We start from the raw sequence: 19,861 nt of genomic DNA on the forward strand, positions 1-19,861 counted from the left end.
GATCTCACGATCCAGTTCCTGGGGAACCGCTGAGAGCCTCGTCCAGGAGTTCTAAGCGCCGACCCTCCGCTTGTTCCACACGTCGAAACCGACCGCCGCCAGCAGGACCAGCCCCTTGATGACCTGCTGCCAGTCGGTGCCGATGCCGACGAGGTTCATGCCGTTGTTCAGCACGCCGAGCACCAGACCGCCGATGATCGCGCCGAGCACCGTGCCGACGCCGCCGCTCATCGACGCGCCGCCGATGAACGAGGCGGCGATGGCCTCCAGTTCGAAGTTGAGGCCGGCCTTCGGGGAGGCCGCGTTGAAGCGGGCCGCGAAGACCAGACCGGCGAGCGCCGCCAGCATGCCCATGTTGAGGAAGACCAGGAAGGTGACCTTGCGGTCCCGTACGCCGGACAGCTTCGCCGCCGGCAGGTTGCCGCCGATGGCGTACACATGGCGGCCGATGACCGCGTTGCGCATCAGATAGCCGAAGCCGACCAGGAGCGCCGCCAGGATCAGCAGCACCACCGGCGCGCCCTTGTAGCTGGCGAGCAGCAGCGTGAAGATCAGGACCGAGGCGGTCAGCGCGGCGAGCTTCACCGCGAAGAGGCCGGCCGGCAGCACCTCCAGCGCGTACGCGCTCTGCCGGCGCCGGTCGCGCACCTCCTGGCGGATCACCACGGCGATCAGCACGAGGCCGAGAACCAGGGTCAGGTTGTGGTAGTTCGTGCTGGGGCCGACCTCGGGCAGGAAGCCGTTGGAGAGCTTCTGCAGGGTTTCGGGGAACGGGCCGAGGGTCTGGCCCTCGAGGAAGACCTCGGTCAGGCCCCGGAAGACCAGCATCCCGGCGAGCGTCACGATGAACGAGGGCATCCCGGCGTAGGCGATGAGCAGTCCCTGGGCGGCGCCGGCGACGGCGCCGATGGCCAGGCACAGCAGTACCGCCACCGGCCATGGCAGGTCGTGCCGGACCATCAGCACGGCCGCCACACCGCCGACGAACGCGGTGATCGAGCCGACCGACAGGTCGATGTGTCCGGCCACGATGACGATCATCATGCCGATCGCGAGGATCAGGATGTAGCTGTTCTGCAGCACCAGGTTGGACACGTTGCGCGGCAGCAGCAGGTCGCCGTCGGTCCACACCGCGAACAGCGCCACGATGACGCCGAGGGCGATCAGCATGCCGTACTGGCGCATGTTGCGGCGCAGGCCGTCGAGCAGCGGCCGGGCCCTGCCCCCGGCCGGGCGGGTCACCGGCTTCTCGGCCGTGACGTCAGCGCTCATCCTCGTTCTCCCTCGTGTCTTCCTTGGTCATGTGGCGCATCAGCACGTCCTGCGTCGCCTCCGAGCGGGGCACCTCGCCGGTGAGCCTGCCCGCCGCCATGGTGTAGATCCGGTCGCACATGCCGAGCAGTTCCGGCAGTTCCGAGGAGATGACGATCACCGCCTTGCCTCCGGCGGCCAGTCGGTCGATCACCGTGTAGATCTCGTACTTGGCGCCGACGTCGATGCCCCGGGTCGGCTCGTCCAGGATCAGCACCTCCGGCCCGGCGAAGATCCACTTGCTGAGGACGACCTTCTGCTGGTTGCCGCCGGACAGCCGGCCCACCGGCTCGAAGACGGTGGGCGCCTTGATGTTCATGGAGGTGCGGAACTCCTCGGCGACCCTCCGCTCCTCGTGGGCGTCGACCACGCCCCGGCGGGCGAGCCTGCCGAGGGCGCTGAGCGAGATGTTCCGCCCGATGGTGTCGATGAGGTTCAGCCCGTAGTGCTTGCGGTCCTCGGTGACGTACGCGATGCCGTGCGCGACCGCCTCCGGGACGGTACGGGTGCGGATCACCGCCCCGTCCTTGAGGACCGTGCCGCCCCCGTACCGCCCGTACGAGCGGCCGAAGAGGCTCATGGCGAGCTCGGTGCGGCCCGCGCCCATGAGGCCCGCGAGGCCGACGATCTCGCCGCGACGGACCGACAGCGAGACCCCGTCGACGACCTTGCGCCGCCGGTCGATCGGGTGGAACACGGTCCAGTCGCGGATCTCCAGGGCCGGGGCGGTGCCCGGCTCGCCCGCGTACGGCGTGCGGTCGGGGAAGCGGTGGTCGAGGTCCCGGCCGATCATGCCGCTGATGATCCGGTCCTCGGTGGTGGCCGGATCCGCCACGTCGAGGGTCTCGATGGCGCGGCCGTCGCGCAGGATCGTCACCGTGTCGGCGACCCGCCGGATCTCGCCCAGCTTGTGCGAGATGATGATCGACGTGATTCCCTGCGTCTTCAACTCAACGATCAGATCCAGGAGTTGGGTGCTGTCCTCGTCGTTGAGCGCGGCGGTCGGCTCGTCCAGGACGAGCAGCTTCACCTCTTTGGACAACGCCTTGGCGATCTCCACGAGCTGCTGCTTGCCGACGCCGATGTCCGCGACGCGGGTCTGGGGATGCTCGTGGAGGCCGACCCGGCGCATCAGCCGGGCCGCCTCCTCGAGCGTCTCGCTCCAGCTGACGATCCCGCGCGCCGCCCGTTCGTTGCCGAGGAAGATGTTCTCCGCGATGGACAGGTAGGGCACGAGCGCCAGTTCCTGATGGATGATCACGATGCCGAGCCGCTCGCTCGCCCGGATGTCCCGGAAACGGCAGGCGGCCCCCTCGAAGAGGATCTCGCCCTCGTAACCGCCGTGCGGGTGGACGCCGGAGAGGACCTTCATCAAGGTCGACTTGCCGGCGCCGTTCTCCCCGCAGAGGGCGTGGACCTCGCCCCGGCGGACCGTCAGCGTGACGTCCGAGAGCGCCCGGACTCCGGGGAAGGTCTTGCCGATCGCACGCATCTCCAGGACGGGTCCCGTCATGGTCGCCTCCTCCCGGCTACTTCAGGTCCGCGGCGGTGTAGTAGCCGCCGCCGACCAGCACCTGCTCGTAGTTGCTCCTGTCGACGCTCACCGGCTGGAGCAGGTAGGCGGGGACGACCTTGGCGCCGTTGTCGTAGGTCTTGTCGTCGTTGACCTCGGGCTTCTTGTCGTGCAGCACCGCGTCGACCATGTTCCCGGCGACCTTGGCGAGCTCCCGGGTGTCCTTGTAGACGGTCTGGGTCTGCTCGCTCGCGATGATCGACTTCACCGAGGCCAGCTCGGCGTCCTGGCCGGTGACCACCGGCAGCGGCTTGGACTTGGAGCCGTAGTCGTCGGACTTGAGTGCGGACAGGATGCCGATCGAGATGCCGTCGTACGGCGAGAGCACCGCGTCCACCCGCTCGGTCTTGTACGCGGAGGTGAGGATGTCGTCCATCCGCCGCTGCGCGGTGCCGCCGTCCCAGCGCAGGGTGGTGACCTGGTTGAGCGCCGTCTGGCCCGAGCCGACCACCAGCTGCTTGCTCTCGATGTACGGGTCGAGCACGCTCATCGCGCCGTTGAAGAAGTACTTGGTGTTGTTGTCGTCGTTGGAGCCGGCGAACAGCTCGATGCGGAACGGACCCTTCTTCGACCCGTCCTTGAGGCCGAGCTTGTCGACGATGTACGTGGCCTGGAGCTCGCCGACCTTCGCGTTGTCGAAGGAGGCGTAGTAGTCCACGTTCTTCGAGCCGAGGATCAGCCGGTCGTAGGCGATGACCGGGATGTCGGCGTCGGCGGCCTGCTGGAGCACGTTGTTCAGGGACTTGTTGTCGATCGCGGCGACCACCAGGGCCTTCACGCCCTGCGTGATCAGGTTCTCGATCTGGGCGACCTGCTGGTCCGGGTCGTCCTCGCCGAACACCAGCTTCGTCTTGTACCCCTTCGCCTCCAGGTTCTTGACGACGTTCCTGCCGTCGGCGATCCACCGTTCGGAGGACTGGGTGGGCATCGCGATGCCGATGGTGGCGCCCTCGGCGCCGCCCGAGCCGTCCTTGCCGCCGCCCTCGGCGTTCTGCCCGCAGGCGGCGAGCGCGAGGGAGGCGGTCACGGCCAGGGCGCCGGTCACGACGGCTCTGCGGTTGCGCATGGTCATCAGTCCTCGTTCTTCTCGTCGTTGAGATCGAAGCGATGCAGAAGCCCCGGCAGCCGGGAGCCGAGCGGCGCCATCGCGCCGTCCGCGCCGTGCCGGGCGAGCAGGTCCAGGGCGAGACGGCCGCGCCGCACCCGCTCCCGGGCGGTGTCCAGGGCGAGGGCCCGCAGATGGGTGCCGTACGGGTAGATCCCCGGCGCCTTGGACAGGCCGAACTTCAGGTAGAGCGGCGCGCCGCGCCGGATCAGCTCGGCGACCTCGTACATCCGCACATGGCCGCCGAGGTCGTCGGGGGCCTCGATGTACATGTCCATGGGGGCCGCGGACACCCGCCGGATGCCGGTGAGGTGATCCAGCGTCAGGTCGCTCGGCACATTGATCGAGTCGGCGCCCAGCCGCTCGTACACCGCGTACGAGGCGGGGTTGACCGGACCGATCAGCGCGGAGACCTTGAGCGTGGTGTCCGCCGGGAGGAGTCCCAGGAGACGCGCCCGGTGCAGCGTCCACAGCACACCCTCGTCGGCGACGAGCAGGCACCTCACGCCCAGTTCGGTGGCGCGGACGGCGTCCTCGACGCATCCGGCGACGGCGTCGTGGCCACGGGCACGCGGTCCGGCCCCCCGCGAGTCGGTGTGCACCGACCCGCCGATGTCCCAGGTGCCGCGCGGGCCGGTGAACAGGCAGAGTTCGATGGCGCGTTCGGCGGTCGCGGCGACCATGTCGGAGATCTCCGCGTCGGTCAGCATCCACACGCCGCTGCCCTGGCTGATCCGGTGCACCGGCACGTCGAGCCGCTCGGCCTCCGCCAGGACCACGGCCAGCGCCTCGGGGCCCTCGCAGGACGGAATCTCGGTGCGCCAGCGACCACCACCGGGGAAGGTGTGGGGCGAGGCGTCGGCGGGCGCCGGGGCGGGCGCGCTCAGGCCGAGCGCGGCGAGCGCCTGCTCGGCGGGCCGGCGGGAGGTCGGAGAAGAAGCGTCGGTCACGGACCGTCCTTCATGTTCGATATGTCGGCCATTGTTCGAGACGGTGGATACGGGCGGCACAGATGCTCGTGCGCGGCCGAAGTGGGCCTGGGTGTTCGAGATTTCGTCAGCGGTTCGAAATTCTGGCGTGACAGTAGGGAGGCCGCGCGAGGGGCGTCAAGAGGTCGTACAGGTACGGGCCGGCGCGAGGATGACGGCGCAAGGGGGGACGGCGCGAGGGGGACGGCGCACGGCCACGCGAACGGCGACACGCGAAGGGCCCGCCCCGGAGGACGGGGCGGGCCGCTGGGTCGCAGGCGTCGTGGGTGGGTTGTCGGTCGTTCCGCGGGGTCAGCCGCGCTTCTCGGTCTGTTCCTCCCGTCCCACTCCGGGACGGGAGCGCTTGTCGTGGTGGCCGTCGGCGCCTTCCAGGTCGGTGTCGCCGGCGCGGCCCTTCACCGCCTCCTCGGCGGTCTTCCGCGCCTCCCGGTCACCGCTCTCGCCCTCCGCGTCCGCCGGCGTGGTTCGGGCGGCGCGACGCCGCCGCTCGTGCTCCTTCACAGGGGCTCCTTTCCTCGTGCTCCGCGAGGCGGGCATCATCCGGGGGCGGTCTCGCACACGCTCTCCGGGTCCGCCAGGCACGTGTCCCACTCCTCGGAGCCCACGTCCTCCACCTCGGGCAGCTCCCTTGCGCCTACCCCGCCTCCCCCTCCCCATGCCGCACGTTCGGGCCACGGGGCGCATCGGCCGCTGGGTGGGTGCGGCTGTCCGCCCGTGGGCGGGTGGGGCCAGTGGGATAGCGTGCGGTGGTTGGTTCGCAGGTGCGACGCCCGCGCACGAGCGCGGGAGCAGGGGTGAGGATGAGTGATTCGGCGTGGGCCCGGTTCCGGCGGCACCGGTGGCTGCCACAGGCCGCGCTGGTCCTGCTGCTCGTGGCGCTGACGGCGGGCTTCCTCCTGGTACGGGCCGAGCAGCGCGACCGGCACAACGAGGACGCGCTGGCCCGGGCCTGCGGCGGGGCGCTGCCCCGGAAGGACACGGCGGAGCTGCTGGCCGACGACGCCTGGTGGACGCTGCGGACCGGTCCGGGGCCGCGGGGCCTCGTGTCGTGCACCCTCGGCGGGGACGGTGAAGGTGACCCGTGGCTCACCGTGACGGCGGAGCCGGTCCTGGACCCGCCGCTCAAGGGCGTCCGGGTGGAGCACATCGTGGGCCGCACCGCGTACGAGGACATGCCCGACTGGGCCGAGGAGCACAAGCGGGCGGACCAGCTCGTCACGGTCCCCTGTCCGAACGGCCTGCCGGGGTACGCCCGCCCGGTCACGTCCTTCCGTGTCCACGCGTCCACGGACAGCCCGGCGACCGAGTGGCTCGGCGGGCTCGTCGCCGCCGTCGCCGAGGACGTACGCGCCGAGGGGCGCTGCGGCGGGGCCCCGGTGCGCGACACCGACGTACGGCCCGTGTCGCCGTCCCCTCAGGACCCGGCGCCGGACGCGCCCCCGTCGGAGTGCGCCTGGTTCCGCCCGGCGCTGCTCGGCCCCGCCCTGAAGGGCGCCGAGCAGTCGTCCCACGGGTCCACGCACGCCTGGGCCAGGGCCTGTTCCACGACCCTCTCGAAGCCGGGCGGCGGCATGGTGGTGAGCTCCGCGAGCTGGTGGGGCGAGGTGTTGCCGGAGGTGCGTACGGAGTACGGGCGCGAGCTCGCCCAGGCCGGGCGCGGCGAAGGGCCGGCGGCCGGCGCGAAGACGTACGAGCTCGCCGTCTGGGCCGAGGCCCGGTGCGCCGGCGGCCGGACCCTGCACCGCCTCGGCCTGGAGGGAGCCGACCGCGATCTGCTCCTCGCCCGCGCCGACTCGCTTCTCGCGCGCTATCTGGACGCGTCGGGCGACTGCGGTGACACGAAGGTGCTCGGAAAGGTGTGGGGATGACCGAGAAGACGGAGAAGAACGAAGAGACCGCTGAGACCGCGGGGACCCAGGAGCGGGAACCGGACCGGCTCCTCCGGCACCGACGCCGCCGGCGGATACAGCTCGCGGCCGTGGTGGCGGGCGGCGCGGTCCTGGCGGCGGGCGGTCTGTTCTGGCTGTCCGGCGGTCTCCAGGCCTGGCTCGACGACCGCGCCCTGGACTCGGCGTGCGACGGCACCCTGGCGGCCGGTCCCGTGCGGGAGCTCGTGGGCGGGGCCCAGGTCACGGCGGAGACGAGGACGGGCAGGGACTTCTGGCAGTGCCGGGTGAGCGAGGCCGACGAGGAGTACGAGGAGGACGGCCGGATCGACCTGCGCGTGACGGTGAGTGACGCACGGGACCGGGCACCCCTGCTGGAGGCGGCGGGCACCGACGCGCCCCTGGGCCACGGATGGACCGGCGGCTTCGCGTTCGATCCCGACCGGGAGCGGCGGGGCGAGGCGACCGCCAGTGTCCTGCTCGACTGCGGCGGCACCCGGGACGGCGGAATCGTCGCCGAGGTCCGCGCCAGGATGGACCGGGCCGACTTCGGCCGCCCGGAGGCGCGGGCGGGGCTCACCGCGGTGCTGACGCGGACGGCGACGGCCTACGCCCGGCAGGAGGGGTGCGAGGTCACCGAGGGCGAGCCGGTCCGGAAGGTCGGCACCTCCGTGAACGCCTGGGACCACAAGCCCTTCGCCTCGGTCTCGGGCAGCTGCGCCGGCATCGTTGACCCGCGGACCGCCGCCCGCTGGGGCGTCCGGACGGCCGTCGAGACCGCGCCGGGACCGAAGCCGGTCGAGGGCTGCACGCTGGGCGGACTGCGGGGCGCACCGCTCTACACGTTCACCGCGTCGTACGGCCCCGCGCTGGAGTGGAGCGCACGGGAACGCCTCGAAGAACTGGCCGAACGGCCGGCGGGCGATGCCCCGGACGGCCGCTACGTCCTGTGGGCCGACTGCGGCACGACGGAACGCGCCGCCTACGTGGTCGCCCCCGCGGGCGGCGGACGCGGTCGCTCCCCCCTGGCCCTCGACCACACGGGCCTCCGCACCGCCCTGTCGGCCTTCGCCGAACGCTCGGCGCACACCCACCGCTGCACGCTCACCGCCGACTGACCGTCTCCGCTGGTCTCGTGCCGCCCCGACCAGCGACGACGGGGAGCACGGCTGCCGTGTCAGTCCGCTGAAGTAGGCTTCCCGTCACCGCACACCGACTCGGAGGATCAAGAGCGTTGACCGGCCTGTCTGCCTTCCCGCTGCCCTTTCAAGCTTCCCGTTCGATTTCGTTCGCGACACCCCGAACTCTGCGGGAACTTCAGATGATGCAGCTCAGCGCACACCTTCGGGCGAAGCCGGGGTGGTTCGAGAAGATGAACGACGCCGACGTCGTCGCCAGGTGGACACAAGAAGCGATCGCCCAGGGCCTCACCGAAGCCCAGGTTCGCTATGTGCTTGACGAACTCGTGCACTACGCCGCGCTGCGGGACCGGCGAACCGGCGTCGAGGTGTCCGCCGTCGACGGGGTGTGGCAGTCGGACACGCTGATCGACGACACGCTCAGGGCCCGGCTGCGCGAGGCGGTCGAGGTTCTGGAGCAGGTCCCCGCAGCAGATCAGGACTGGCATCCCGGATCCGACGGCCAGGTACTGGATCTGGTCCATCCCTCACTGTTCTGCCTGGTGAGGGAGGCGAGCGGGGCGCCCGAAGAAGCGTGGCGGAACCCTGCGAACCACTACGCGAAGTACGAGTTCTCGGAGAAGTTCCAGTGGCTGCCCACGGAGGTCGACGTCAGTGACGACGGCGCCGTCGCCTTCCGTTCGTACGTCAACAACGTTCACCCCGAGGCGCATCGCGAGCTGACCGCCGTCCTGCCGGATCTGTTCGCGCGCATGCGCCCGCTGCTGGAGAACGTGCTCACCGATCTGCGCCATCCGCGGCCCCTGCGGATCCAGGCCGATCCTTGGGGATGGTACGACTCGGAGCCGCAGCAGCCGGACAAGTCCTCCTACAGCGACGACGCAGCCTACGAAGAGGCCCTCGACGCGTGGGAAAAGGCGCAGGACGACTGGTGGGAGAACCGCCGCCCGGTCATCCCGGACGCCCCGGCCTTCACCGCGCCCCAGGTGCCCGACGCATCCGACCGAGTCGACCTGCGCGGCCGCCGCCTCCAGGTCATCGTCAAGCTCGCCACCATTCACCTCACCCCGGACAAGCCCGAGTACCAGGGCGGTTCCTGGCACGTCGAGGGGATGATGAACGAGCGCATCGTCTCGACCGGCATCTACTACTGGGACAGCGAGAACATCACCGAGAGCCGGCTGAGTTTCCGGGCGGCACTCGACGACCCGGACTACGAGCAGAACGACGACAACGGTCTTCGTGACGTCTACGGCCTGGAGAACGAGGACGCTCTGAACCAGATATTCGGATCGGCGTCGACCCCGGCGGGCCGCTGCCTGGCGTTCCCGAACATCCTTCAGCACCGCGTCGGTTCGTTCCGCCTCACGGATCCCTCCCGGGCGGGACATCGCAAGATTCTCGCGTTCTTCCTGGTCGACCCGTCGGAACGGATCGTCTCGACAGCCGATGTACCACCGCAGCAGCCGTGGTCCGACACCTCGACCATGACGCTCGAGCAGGCCAAGGACTTCCGCGAACAGCTCATGCGGGAACGCAAGTTCTTCGTGGACGAACACAACGAGCAGCTCTACGAGCGGGAGTTCTCCCTCTGCGAGCACTGAACATCCTCCAGCCTGGGTACCTGCGGGTCCGGAGGGCGTGGAGGCTCTGGACGAGGCCGTCGCTGATCTCGGAGTCGGAGCTCGCTGAGGGAAGGCGCGGCGGTCGAGCCGGCCCGCGTCGATCTACGGCGGCGCCTCGTCCGGGCGCCTCCGCTCCGAGCGGTGCCGGGTCATCCATTCGTACGACAGCACGGGCACGCCCCCGAGAAACCACGCAGAGTGGATCCCGACGCCGAGACGGGTAGGTGGCGATGCCGACTCATACGATCCGCCGGTGCTCGCGCGGAGCATGCGATCGAGCCCCGTCATGTCCGGGCCGCCGATGACCACGGTGGGCACGGGGCACTCGGCCGAACGTGTCGTCCGCCCTCGGCGGGCCTTGCGCGCCGGCATCACGCACGCGGTGGCCGTCGGCGTGGCGGTCGTACTCGGCATCCTGCTGCCCGCGATCGGCGGCGGCTCCCGGGTCGCCGCCGACCGCGCCGTGGCGGTGCTGAACGTGCTCGGCGTCGGCGTCCTCAGCGTCACCACCCTGATCTTCTCGCTGATGTTCCTGGTCGTGCAGTGGGCCGCGGGCAACTTCAGTCATCGCCTCGCCCTGTTCCGCTCCGACCCGATGGTGTGGCGAGTGTTCGCCTTCGTCCTCGGAGTGCTGGTCTACTCCGTCACCGCGGTCCTGGCCATCGGCTCGCGTGCCACGGTGTCCGTGGCCGTGCCGATCGCCGCTCTGGCCATGGCTGCCGTCGCGTTCGTGCTCGTCCGCCGCCTCCAGCTCGTCGCACTGCGTTCGATCCAGCTGTCCCACGTCCTCGACGAGCTGCGTGACCGTGGCCTCCACGTACTCGACGTCTACTGTCCGCCGGGCGGTGCGCCGGACGCCCGGGAATCCGCACCGGGGGCGGTTCCGCCGCCCGAGTCCGCCACCGCGTCGGTCTCCTGGCGGGGTACCTCCGCACTGGTCGAGCAGTTCAACCTGGTGCCGCTGGTCGCCGCTGCGCAGCGAGGGGACGCGGCTGTCGTCCTGCGGGTCAAGGTGGGAGACATCCTGTACCACGGTGATGCCGTGGCCGACGTCCACCACGGCACGGTTCCGGAAGCCGAGGTCCTCAAGGCGGTCGTCGTCGGACCCGAGCGCACCTTCCACCAGGACCCCGTGCTCGCCTTCCGGCTGCTGTCCGACATCGGTCTGCGCGCGCTGTCCTCGGCGATCAACGACCCCGCCACCGCCGTACAGGCCCTGGACGCCATCGAGGACCTCCTCCGCCATGCGGCTGCAGGACCGATCGCGCAGAAGACCCGGTCCATCACCGACGCATCCGGCACCGTGCGGGTGATCCTGCCGGTGGCCGACTGGGAGGGGCTCCTGCGGGTCGGTCTGGACGACATCCTCGCCATCGCACCCGGTATGCCGATGGTGCTCGCGCGCTGCCGGAAGCTTCTCGTCGGCGTGCTCTCCGTCGCCCCCGGCCACCTCCGCTCGGCGCTGGAGGAACGACTCGCGTGGACGGAACAACAGCTCACCGCCCGGCCCCCCTTCATGCGCGACGACGTCAGGTAGTCCGTCCCGGCAACAGCCTCGTCCCGGAGCGGAATTCGCCCTCTCTCCGGTGCATGGGCGATGGGGCATGCTTGGTGGGGTCGCAGGGGCACGTGCATGTGCGTGGGGCCCCTGCGGCCAGCGGCCCTTTCGACATTCGACCTTCGAGGATTGATCGTGAGCACACAGTCCGTCGCACGTCCGGCCGACGCCTCCGGCACCTTCGCCCTGGGTGGCGACCTAACGGTGAACCGTCTCGGTTACGGCGCCATGCAACTGACCGGCCCAGGCGTCTGGGGTGAACCCCGCGATCCGGACGAGGCCGTCCGGGTCTTACGTCGAGCGGTCGAGCTGGGCGTCACCTTCATCGACACGGCGGACGCCTACGGCCCGTGCGTCAACGAGCAGCTGATCCGGAAGGCTCTGCACCCCTACGCCGATGACCTGGTCATCGCCACCAAGGGTGGCGTGACACGTCCGGGCCCGGACGACTGGCGGCCCGACGGCCGACCCGAGTTCCTGCGTGAGCGGGTGGAGCTGAGTCTGCGGCACCTGGGACTCGAGGTCATCGATCTGTACCAGCTCCACCGCATCGATCCCGACGTGCCGCCGGCCGAGCAGTTCGGTGCGTTGGCCGAGCTGCAGCAGGAGGGCAAGATCCGTCACCTCGGGCTGTCCGAGGTGACGGTCGAGCAGCTCAAGGAGGCCCGTACGCACGTCGACATCGTGTCCGTGCAGAACCTCTACAACCTCGCGAACCGGTCGGCCGAGGACGTGCTCGCGTACGCCGAGGCCGAGAACATCGCCTTCATCCCGTGGTTCCCGATCGCCACGGGCGAACTCGCCCGACCGGGCGGACCGTTGGACGCCGCGTCCCGGCTGCACGGCGCGAGCCCCGCGCAGCTCGCCCTCGCCTGGCTCCTGCGCCGCTCCCCCGTGATGCTCCCGATACCGGGCACGTCCCGTGCCGCCCATCTGGAGGAGAACGTCGACGCCGCGCTGGTGCGACTCGACGACGAGGAGTTCGAGGCCCTCACCGCCGCGGCCTGAGTGCCGCACCGCGTGATCCGCCGGCGCGCGCCTCTGGCGCGCGCCGGCGGTCCGGCTCAGACGCCGGAGGGCACCTCGGCCTTCTCGGTGGATCCCGTGTGTTCTCCCTCGCCCGCCGCCAGCCTGCGGTTGCGGCGGACGGAGGACCAGAAGGACCAGGCGATCAGGATGACACCGATGAGACCGGTGACCACCTCGGGGATCTGGTAGCGGATGGAGATCATGAGGATCACGGCCAGCGCGCCGATGGCGTAGTGGGCGCCGTGCTCCAGGTAGACGTAGTCGTCGAGGGTGCCCTGGCGGACCAGGTAGACCGTCAGGGACCGGACGTACATCGCGCCGATACCGAGGCCGAGCGACATCAGGACGATGTCGTTGGTGATCGCGAAGGCGGCGATGACACCGTCGAAGGAGAAGGAGGCGTCGAGGACCTCCAGGTAGAGGAACATGAAGAACGCGGCCTTGCCGGCCATCACAATCGCGGGGACCTGCTTGCCGCTCCTCCGGGCCTCTTCCTCGGCCTCGTGCTCGCGCTCCTCCTCTTCCTCCAGCTTGTTCTCGAAGTAGCCGGAGAGACCGCCGACGACGAGGTACGTGATCAGGCCGAAGACGCCCGAGAGCAGGACGGTCGACGCCTTGTCGACGTGCGTGCCGCCGTGCTGGTGGGCCTGGGTCGCGAAGGTCATGGCGCTGATCGCCAGGACGACCAGGGCGATGCAGACCGACAGCATGTCGATCTTGCCGAGCTTGGCGAGCGGGCGCTCCAGCCAGCCGAGCCACTTGATGTCGCGGTCCTCGAAGATGAACTCGAGGAAGATCATCAGCAGGAACATCCCACCGAAGGCCGCGATCGACGGGTGGGCGTCGGTGACGAGCTGCTCGTAGCGCTCGGCGTCGTTGATCGCCAGATCGACGGCCTCGATGGGGCCGACCTTGGCACTGATCGCCACGATCACGACGGGGAAGACCAGCCGCATGCCGAAGACGGCGATGAGCACACCGATGGTGAGGAAGATCTTCTGCCAGAAGGCATTCATCTTCTTCAGGATCCCGGCGTTGACCACCGCGTTGTCGAAGGACACCGAGATCTCGAGGATGGACAGGATCGCCACGATCCCGAAGGCCGCCCAACCCCCGTATATCACCGCCGCGACGAGGCCGAGCGCGGTCACCGCGAACGACCAGCCGAACGTCTTCAGAAGCACTGGCTACCCAATCGTTTTGTGCGGGGCTCCCCCGCGCTGTACCTGTCTTTACCAAACCCTGACCGAAGTCTAGAGCGAAACCCCGCAGTCCTGACGCATACCGGCCAACGGCACGTACCTTCCATCCGTCGATGGCCGGCCAACGCAAGGCCCGCGCCCCGCACTTGAGGACGCCCGGGACACCCGTACACCATCAACGTGTGGTACACAGGCATGATGTCTTCCCAACTCCCCTTACGCTTCGGTGTCAACATGTTCGTCACCGGTTCGCGACACGAGTGGCGTGCGAAGTGCCGCAGAGCCGAGGAACTCGGTTTTGATGTGGTCGGAGTGGCCGACCACCTAGGAATGCCCGCACCGTTTCCGGCGATGGTGCTCGCCGCCGAAGCGACCGAACGAATACGGCTGACGACGTTCGTGTTGAACACGCCGTTCTACAATCCCGCTCTTCTCGCACGTGATGTGGCGAGTACCGACCAGTTCATCGACGGGCGTATGGAGCTCGGGCTCGGCGCAGGCTATGTGAAGGCCGAGTTCGACACCGCGGAGATCCCGTTCCCCAGCGGCGGAATGCGGGTCGACCAGCTGGAACGGACGGTGACCACGCTGCGTCGTCTGTTCAACGACCCCGAATACCAGCCGCGTCCGGCGCAGCCCTCCGGGCCGCCCCTGCTCATCGCGGGCTGGGGCGACCGGCTGCTGCGGGTGGCCGCCGCGCACGCCGACATCATCGCTTTCCCGGGAGGCTGGGCGAACGCCGCCGGCGATTCACTTCAACTGGCCGGAACCGCGCAGATGGAAGAACGCATCACCTATGTGCGCGGCCTGCTCGGCGACCGCGCCGACTCCGTGGAACTCAATCTTCTGGTGCAGCAGGTAATTCCGCCCTCCGAAGGCGCCTCGGTACCTGACAGATTCGCTCCCCTGCCGCCCGACGCCGCGCACAGCCCCGAGGACGTTCCCAGCGTGTTGGTCGGAACCCCCGCGGACATGGCACAGCAGATCAAGGAACGTCGCGAGCGCTACGGCTTCACCTACTTCACGGTCATGGAATACAACATGGAGAATTTCGCTCCGGTCATCGCCGCGCTCGGGGAGCGGTCGGCGTGAATCCCGCTCTCGCCCGGGGCGGCTCCACGACCCTTGTGCTGCTACGCCACGGTGAGACGGCCCTGACACCGGAGAAGCGGATATCCGGCAGTGGCGGCTCGGATCCGGCGTTGTCGGAGACCGGGCTGCGGCAGGCCGAGGCCGCCGGCAGGGTGCTCGTGGCACGCGGCCCGGTGCAGGCGGTGGTGTCCTCGCCGCTGCGCCGGGCCCGGCAGACGGCCGAGGCGGCGGCTCGTCGTCTGGGACTGGAGGTCCATGTCGACGAAGGGCTCACCGAGGCGGATTTCGGCGCCTGGGAGGGACTTACCTTCGCCGAGGTGCGCGAGCGCCACCCGGACGAGCTCGCGGCGTGGCTCGCCTCTCCGAAGGCCGTGCCGGGCGGAACCGGGGAGACGTTCTCCGCGGTCGCCCGGCGGGCCACTCTCTCGCGGGACCGCCTCCTGGCACGGTACGAGGGGCAGACGGTGCTGGTCGTGTCGCATGTCGGGGTGCTGCGGACACTGCTTCGGCTGGCGCTGGGCGCACCGCCGGTGACGCTGTTCCGGATGGAGCTGTCGGCGGCCTCGCTGTCGGCCGTGACCTATTCCGGGGACGGGGCCGCGTCGGTACGACTGCTCAACGACACGTCGCACCTGACGGACCACCGCTGACCGCGGCAGCCCCTGGGGTGGTGCTCGGCACTGCCCCATGGGCTGCACGCGGGGCGGTGCCGGGCACAGCCCCGGTGGTCGTCAGCGGCTGTCAGCGTCGAATCGTCTTGGTCCGCATGAGGAACTCGGCGAGGTAGCCGTCGTGCGGCAGGCCGTGCGCCATCCACGGTGTCGGATGGTCACCGACGTAGACGTTGGCGATGGTCGGCTCGGCCACCAACGCGTCGATCAGGTTCGCGTCGGTGGTGACGGCGGTGAGGACGAGGGTGTCGCGCAGCGGCCGGATCCCGGCGTCGCGGTCCCAGGGGGCGACCCACGCGCAGGGGAAGCCCAGTTCCATGCCGAGCTGTTCGGCGAACGGGCTGTCGAGCTGGTGCACCGCCGGCCGGAGCGCCGCCGAACCGTCGCCGAGATCGCCGACGATGCTGTCACCGCCGAGCCAGGGCTTGGTGCCCGCTGCCCGCTGCCGCAGGTACGCGTCCCACCGACGGGCGGGACCGATGGGCATGACGGGCAGGACCGCGCGTTCGTCCGTCGGGGGCAGGGTGGGCAGCGCGGCGAGGCGTTCGGCGAGCGCCGCGGCCACGGGCGCGGGGTCGCCCTCGACGAGTATCCCGGTGGCGTTGACGCAACCGACGCCCCCACCACCGCTGATCGACTCCACGAGGGTGTCGACGATCGGCTCCCAGTCCGTCTCGGCGGTGATGAGTATCTTGGAGCGCCCGGGTCCCTGCGGCAGTACGCGTCGGTCGTCCGCGTACTTGCCCACGACGTCCGCGCCGCCGTACACCATTCCCAGGTCGGCGTGCCGGAGGATGTCACCGGCCACGTCGTGGTCGGTGGGCAGCAGCGCGATTCCCTCGTCGCCGAACCCGGCCTCGCGCAGGGCGGTGATCAACCGGTGGGGAGTGAAGGGCTCACGACGGGAGGGGCGCACGGCGACGCGATAGCCCAGCGCGAGGGCGTCGAACCAACCCTGGTGCACCGCGGGGTGGTTGCCCGCCGCGTGGACGGCGAACACCTCACCGCGCCGGGTCCACACCGCCGCGCCGCCCTGGGCCCGCGGATCGCGCCACGAGCCGACCGCGGCGGCCGGCCGCGCGTTCTCCACGCTGTGGCGGATCCGCTCGGCGGCCCCCGCGATGTCGGCGGTGGCGTCGCGCACCACCGTGATCGGTATCCCGGTGGTCGCACTGACGGTGCGCTGGTACTCCTCCGCCGTCAGCCCCGCGACCGTCTGCGTGGCGAAGGCCCGGCCCGCCTGTGCGAACGCCGCGATCCGTGCGTCGAGGGGTGGCGCCGGTGCTCGGCGCATGGCCTTGATCGCGCGGGTGACGTAGAGCGAGGGTGCGAGGCTCAGTGTCGCGACCTGGTTCCCGGTGAGATCTCGCACGGCCTCCTGGCGCCGGGACCGATAGGGGCCTCCGGGGCCGAGAACGTCCAGGGACAGCATCAGTACACGCCCTCGACCACGGCCGTGGCACCGAAGGTCGCCACGGGTGCGACGTCCGCGACCGAGTCACCGAAGCCGCCGTCCACCGGTGCGATCCGCGTCGCGCAGTCCCGCTCGATGTTGTTGACCAGCAAGGCGCTTCGGCTCATGTGATGCACCACGATGCGCCCGCGCTCCCCGTACGGAACCACCTGGCCGGTGTCGGGGTCGATCACCCGGAACGTGGTGTACGGCGCGAAGGAGTCGAAGACGCACGGCTCGTCGTCCCGGAGACCGGGTCGCTCCACCGCTGTCCCCAGCATCATCGTGCCGCCGTACCCGCCGACCAGCTTGATGCCGCCGAAGACCTCGTCGCGCAGCAGGTCCCGGGTGTCGGCGTCCAGATGCGTACCGCCCCAGATGATCGCGCGAACCTTCCGGTTCACCAGCTCGACCAGGTCGTCGTGCTGCGAAAGGCGCTCGAGGAGCGGCGGGGTGGCGAAGAGGACGCCCACGTCCTGGCCGGTCAGGATGTGGCCGACCTGTTCGATGAGGTGATCGGTGTAGGCGTCGGCGACGTCCGTCCGGCCCTCCGCGATCAGCTTCTTCACCCATCGCGGGTCCAGATCGATGCTGAAGTTCAGCCCACCCCGCAGCGTCGCGGTGTCGACCGCCATCGCTCCGACGTTGTGCGGCCCGGTGGGGACGGCACTGAGCCAGTCGACGTCTCGGGGTACGCCGTGGGAGTCCAGTCGCTCACTGAACCACTCGACGCTGCGCCGATGCCACTCCGCGCTGTACGGGACCGCCTTGGGCCGCCCCGTGGTCCCGCCGCTCTCGTAGACGGCCGCCTCGTGCTTGTCGCCGTAGCCACGGGGAATCAGGTCACGTACGGCGATGTCGCGCAGCTCGTCCACCACGTTGGGGAACAGGCTGAGATCGTCGAAGTCCCGGACATCGGTCAGCGGATCGAAATCGAGACTCTCGGCCCGTCTCAGCCAGAACGGGGACCCGGTCTCCGGACTGAAGTGCCACCGCATCATCTCCCGAACGAACTCTCCGCCGGTGTGCTCGACCATGGTCTTCCTCTCGGAACAGGTGGACAGAAGCCCGGGATTCACCGGGCGGTGGAGAGTCCCGTCGTGTCGATCCAGGATTCCTTCTCGAGCACGAGGTCTCGGACGATCTCTCCGGCGGCAGGTGCCTGACACAGTCCCTGACCGGAGAAGCCGGCCGCGTAGAAGAACCGGCGGGAGTGCTCGCGGCCGATGAAAGCCATCCCGTCCGGGCTGACGTCGAGGTCACCGCTCCATCCGCTGTCGAGGCGGTGGCCGGCGAGCGTCGGAAAGGTCGTGCCGAGGTGGTGCGACACCCGTCGCAGCCAGTCCTGTCGGGTCTCGTCCGGAGCGGGGCGGCCCATCCCCACGAGGATGCGGTCCCCCCAGCTTCGAATCCGCAGGCTGGAGGGGTGCATGGTCATCGGCAGAGCGTCGTGCGGGGCACTGCCGGGGGCGTCGGTCAGGAGCATTTCGACGGGGTACGTCGTCACAGGAAGGCGCACGTCGGCCATGGCGGCGACCGTGCCCGCCCAGGGGCCTGCCGCGCAGATCACATGGTCGGCGCGGATGCTTCCCGACGGCGTGTGGACCCGACCGTCCGGGTCGATGCCGGTGACGGGTGTGTCCGTGCGCAGGACGGCGCCGGCCTGCTGGGCCGCCTCGGCATAGCCGCGCACGATCGCGGCGGGGTCGCAGGCGTAGGCCTCGGGCGACCAGGCGGCCGCCAGGACGGTCCGCTCGTCGACCAGCGGATTGAGCCGCGCCGCTTCGGCCGCGGTCACCAGTTCGACGTCCACTCCGGCTGCCCGCTGTGCGGCGTGGGTCTGCCGGAAGTCCCGCACCTGCTGTTCGTCGGTGAACAGCACGAGGAGGCCGATGCGCCGCAGACCGAGGTCGGTTCCGGTGCGTTCGGCGAAGGCCCGGTAGGCGGCCAGGCTCCGGACGGCGAGGCTGCTGATGAGGGGCTTGCCCGGAAAGTAGGTGCGCACCACGCCCGCGGTGGTCCCGGACGATCCCGATCCGAGTGCGCCTCGCTCCAGCAGGACGGTACGGACGCCCGACTCGGCGAGCCGGAACGCTGTCGAGTTGCCGATGACACCGCCGCCGATGACGACGGCGTCCACGCGTTCGGGGAGTCGGCTCACCGCTGGCGGACCGGTTCGTCGGAGCGCAGCTGGCGCAGGTGGTCTCCGGCTTCCCACGGGTACAGGTGCAGGTTCCAGCCACCCAGGCAGTTGATGTAGAGGGCGAGCTGGCCCGCCACGGCGAGGAAGTCCTCGCGGTCGAGCCGGTCGACGCAGTCCAGGAAGCGCTGGGTGAAGCTCCACAGCTGTTCCAGGCCGCAGTAGCCCAGGAACTCGGCAGGAATGCCGACCAGCAGGCGCGTCATATGACGCAGTGAGTCCATCGGCATGTCCTGGACCGCGCCGCGGATCAGACCGCCGTACGTGGCGTAGCCCAGCGGCCGGGTCTCACCGTTGACGAACAGCAGAGTGGGCAGCACCGTCTCGAAGCTTCCCGCCCCGGAAGGGATCGACCCCGCGTGGAGGTCGGCGAGCTCCTTCGGCTCGGAGAGCCAGGCCCGTTCGGTCGCGGTGTGCACGTCGTGGATGAGTCGGCTCGCGTCGGGATCCGCGGCGGTCAGCTTCGGAATGCGGTGGCCGCCTTCGGCTCCCGCCCTGCGGACCTCCACCAGGATCGGCTTCTTCGTCGAATAGACCGAATCCCAGACCGCCTTCCCGGCCTCCAGCAGTCCCGGCACGTCCTCCTGCCGGATCCGGCCCACCGGGGACGCCGGCATCGGTTCGGTCAGCGTGCCGTACTTGATGCCCAAATGCTGCAGAGCGGAGAGGAATACGGTCCCGTCGGGTGCGTCGCGTCGATCGGGTATCCGGGTTTCCGCGGTCAGGTGCAGCAGCGAGGGGATCGGTGCCGCGTGATAGAGGTGCTCTCCCGCCACCAGCGCGTGTCCCTGCAGGCTCTGGTAGGGCAGAGCCTCCCATAACGCGTCGGCGAGTTCGGTGTTGCGGCCGTCGAGTTCCGCGGTCACGGTGATGCCCAGGTCGGGCCAGGAAATCTCGATCTGCCGGCCGGAAATCGTTTCAGTCAAGGCTTTTCCTTCGTTCGGTTGACCTGTATGAGAACTCCCTGCCATCGCGCCTCAACGTACCGGCGATCACGTGCGGCCCCACCCCTGATCAACCCCCTATCG

16 protein-coding genes and 1 pseudogene are annotated in these 19,861 nt (G+C 69.9%); 7 read left to right on the forward strand and 10 right to left on the reverse strand.

Annotated elements, in window-relative coordinates:
- Positions 1-51: 51 nt before the first annotated feature.
- The 5 genes from mmsB to N5875_RS01620 all read right to left on the reverse strand — a co-directional run bounded on the left by mmsB (position 52) and on the right by N5875_RS01620 (position 5,479).
- Positions 52-1,272, reverse strand: a complete 1,221-nt coding sequence (gene mmsB, locus N5875_RS01600) for a multiple monosaccharide ABC transporter permease (RefSeq protein WP_338491386.1) — start codon at positions 1,270-1,272, stop codon at positions 52-54.
- The gene (mmsA, locus tag N5875_RS01605) at positions 1,262-2,824 is read right to left on the reverse strand and encodes a multiple monosaccharide ABC transporter ATP-binding protein (RefSeq protein WP_338491388.1); all 1,563 of its coding nucleotides are present in this window, start codon (positions 2,822-2,824) and stop codon (positions 1,262-1,264) included. Before mmsA ends, mmsB begins: the two co-directional genes overlap by 11 nt.
- 16 nt (positions 2,825-2,840) lie before the next feature.
- Positions 2,841-3,950 (reverse strand): multiple monosaccharide ABC transporter substrate-binding protein, encoded by a 1,110-nt coding sequence (chvE, locus tag N5875_RS01610; RefSeq protein WP_318210402.1) that lies wholly within the window; start codon positions 3,948-3,950, stop codon positions 2,841-2,843.
- A gap of 5 nt (positions 3,951-3,955) precedes the next feature.
- The gene (locus tag N5875_RS01615) at positions 3,956-4,939 is read right to left on the reverse strand and encodes a hypothetical protein (RefSeq protein WP_318210403.1); all 984 of its coding nucleotides are present in this window, start codon (positions 4,937-4,939) and stop codon (positions 3,956-3,958) included.
- A 330-nt stretch (positions 4,940-5,269) separates the two neighbouring features.
- Positions 5,270-5,479 carry a hypothetical protein gene (locus N5875_RS01620; RefSeq protein ID WP_338491390.1) on the reverse strand — a complete coding sequence of 70 codons (210 nt, stop codon included), beginning with the start codon at positions 5,477-5,479 and terminating at the stop codon, positions 5,270-5,272.
- A 299-nt stretch (positions 5,480-5,778) separates the two neighbouring features.
- On the opposite strand from N5875_RS01620, the gene N5875_RS01625 reads away from it, so the two are divergent.
- From N5875_RS01625 to N5875_RS01645, 5 genes are all read left to right on the forward strand, one after another.
- Entirely contained in the window at positions 5,779-6,846 is a 1,068-nt protein-coding gene (locus N5875_RS01625) for a hypothetical protein (RefSeq protein WP_318210405.1), read from the forward strand.
- Positions 6,843-7,982: a hypothetical protein gene (locus tag N5875_RS01630; protein WP_338491391.1), complete on the forward strand. Its 1,140-nt coding sequence runs from the start codon at positions 6,843-6,845 to the stop codon at positions 7,980-7,982. The genes N5875_RS01625 and N5875_RS01630 overlap by 4 nt, the downstream gene beginning before the upstream one ends.
- Before the next feature lie 116 nt (positions 7,983-8,098).
- Positions 8,099-9,607, forward strand: coding sequence for a DUF4246 domain-containing protein (locus tag N5875_RS01635; protein WP_338491392.1), 1,509 nt, complete (start codon positions 8,099-8,101; stop codon positions 9,605-9,607).
- Positions 9,608-9,881: 274 nt separating this feature from the next.
- The gene (locus tag N5875_RS01640; RefSeq protein ID WP_338491394.1) at positions 9,882-11,165 is read left to right on the forward strand and encodes a DUF2254 family protein; all 1,284 of its coding nucleotides are present in this window, start codon (positions 9,882-9,884) and stop codon (positions 11,163-11,165) included.
- 156 nt (positions 11,166-11,321) lie between these two features.
- Positions 11,322-12,194 carry an aldo/keto reductase gene (locus N5875_RS01645; RefSeq protein ID WP_338491396.1) on the forward strand — a complete coding sequence of 291 codons (873 nt, stop codon included), beginning with the start codon at positions 11,322-11,324 and terminating at the stop codon, positions 12,192-12,194.
- A gap of 56 nt (positions 12,195-12,250) precedes the next feature.
- Here the strand turns inward: N5875_RS01645 and N5875_RS01650 are convergent, their stop codons facing one another.
- Complete coding sequence (locus tag N5875_RS01650) at positions 12,251-13,399, reverse strand: DUF475 domain-containing protein (protein ID WP_338491398.1); 1,149 nt, start codon at positions 13,397-13,399, stop codon at positions 12,251-12,253.
- Positions 13,400-13,615: 216 nt separating this feature from the next.
- On the opposite strand from N5875_RS01650, the gene N5875_RS01655 reads away from it, so the two are divergent.
- Positions 13,616-14,509 (forward strand): LLM class F420-dependent oxidoreductase, encoded by an 894-nt coding sequence (locus tag N5875_RS01655; RefSeq protein ID WP_338499054.1) that lies wholly within the window; start codon positions 13,616-13,618, stop codon positions 14,507-14,509.
- Between the two features lie 29 nt (positions 14,510-14,538).
- Positions 14,539-15,159, forward strand: a pseudogene (locus N5875_RS01660) (histidine phosphatase family protein); the annotation flags it as partial.
- Positions 15,160-15,250: 91 nt separating this feature from the next.
- Here the strand turns inward: N5875_RS01660 and N5875_RS01665 are convergent.
- From N5875_RS01665 to N5875_RS01680, 4 genes are read right to left on the reverse strand one after another with little or no spacing between them, the layout of a single operon-like run.
- Complete coding sequence (locus N5875_RS01665; protein ID WP_338491400.1) at positions 15,251-16,612, reverse strand: aldehyde dehydrogenase family protein; 1,362 nt, start codon at positions 16,610-16,612, stop codon at positions 15,251-15,253.
- Positions 16,612-17,670 carry an AMP-binding protein gene (locus tag N5875_RS01670; protein ID WP_318210412.1) on the reverse strand — a complete coding sequence of 353 codons (1,059 nt, stop codon included), beginning with the start codon at positions 17,668-17,670 and terminating at the stop codon, positions 16,612-16,614. The genes N5875_RS01665 and N5875_RS01670 overlap by 1 nt, the downstream gene beginning before the upstream one ends.
- 38 nt (positions 17,671-17,708) lie before the next feature.
- Positions 17,709-18,794 (reverse strand): FAD-dependent oxidoreductase, encoded by a 1,086-nt coding sequence (locus N5875_RS01675; RefSeq protein ID WP_318210413.1) that lies wholly within the window; start codon positions 18,792-18,794, stop codon positions 17,709-17,711.
- Positions 18,791-19,759 (reverse strand): hypothetical protein, encoded by a 969-nt coding sequence (locus tag N5875_RS01680; protein WP_338491403.1) that lies wholly within the window; start codon positions 19,757-19,759, stop codon positions 18,791-18,793. Before N5875_RS01680 ends, N5875_RS01675 begins: the two co-directional genes overlap by 4 nt.
- Between the last annotated feature and the right edge of the window lie 102 nt (positions 19,760-19,861).

The organism is Streptomyces sp. SJL17-4 (assembly GCF_036826855.1).
Lineage (GTDB): Bacteria > Actinomycetota > Actinomycetes > Streptomycetales > Streptomycetaceae > Streptomyces.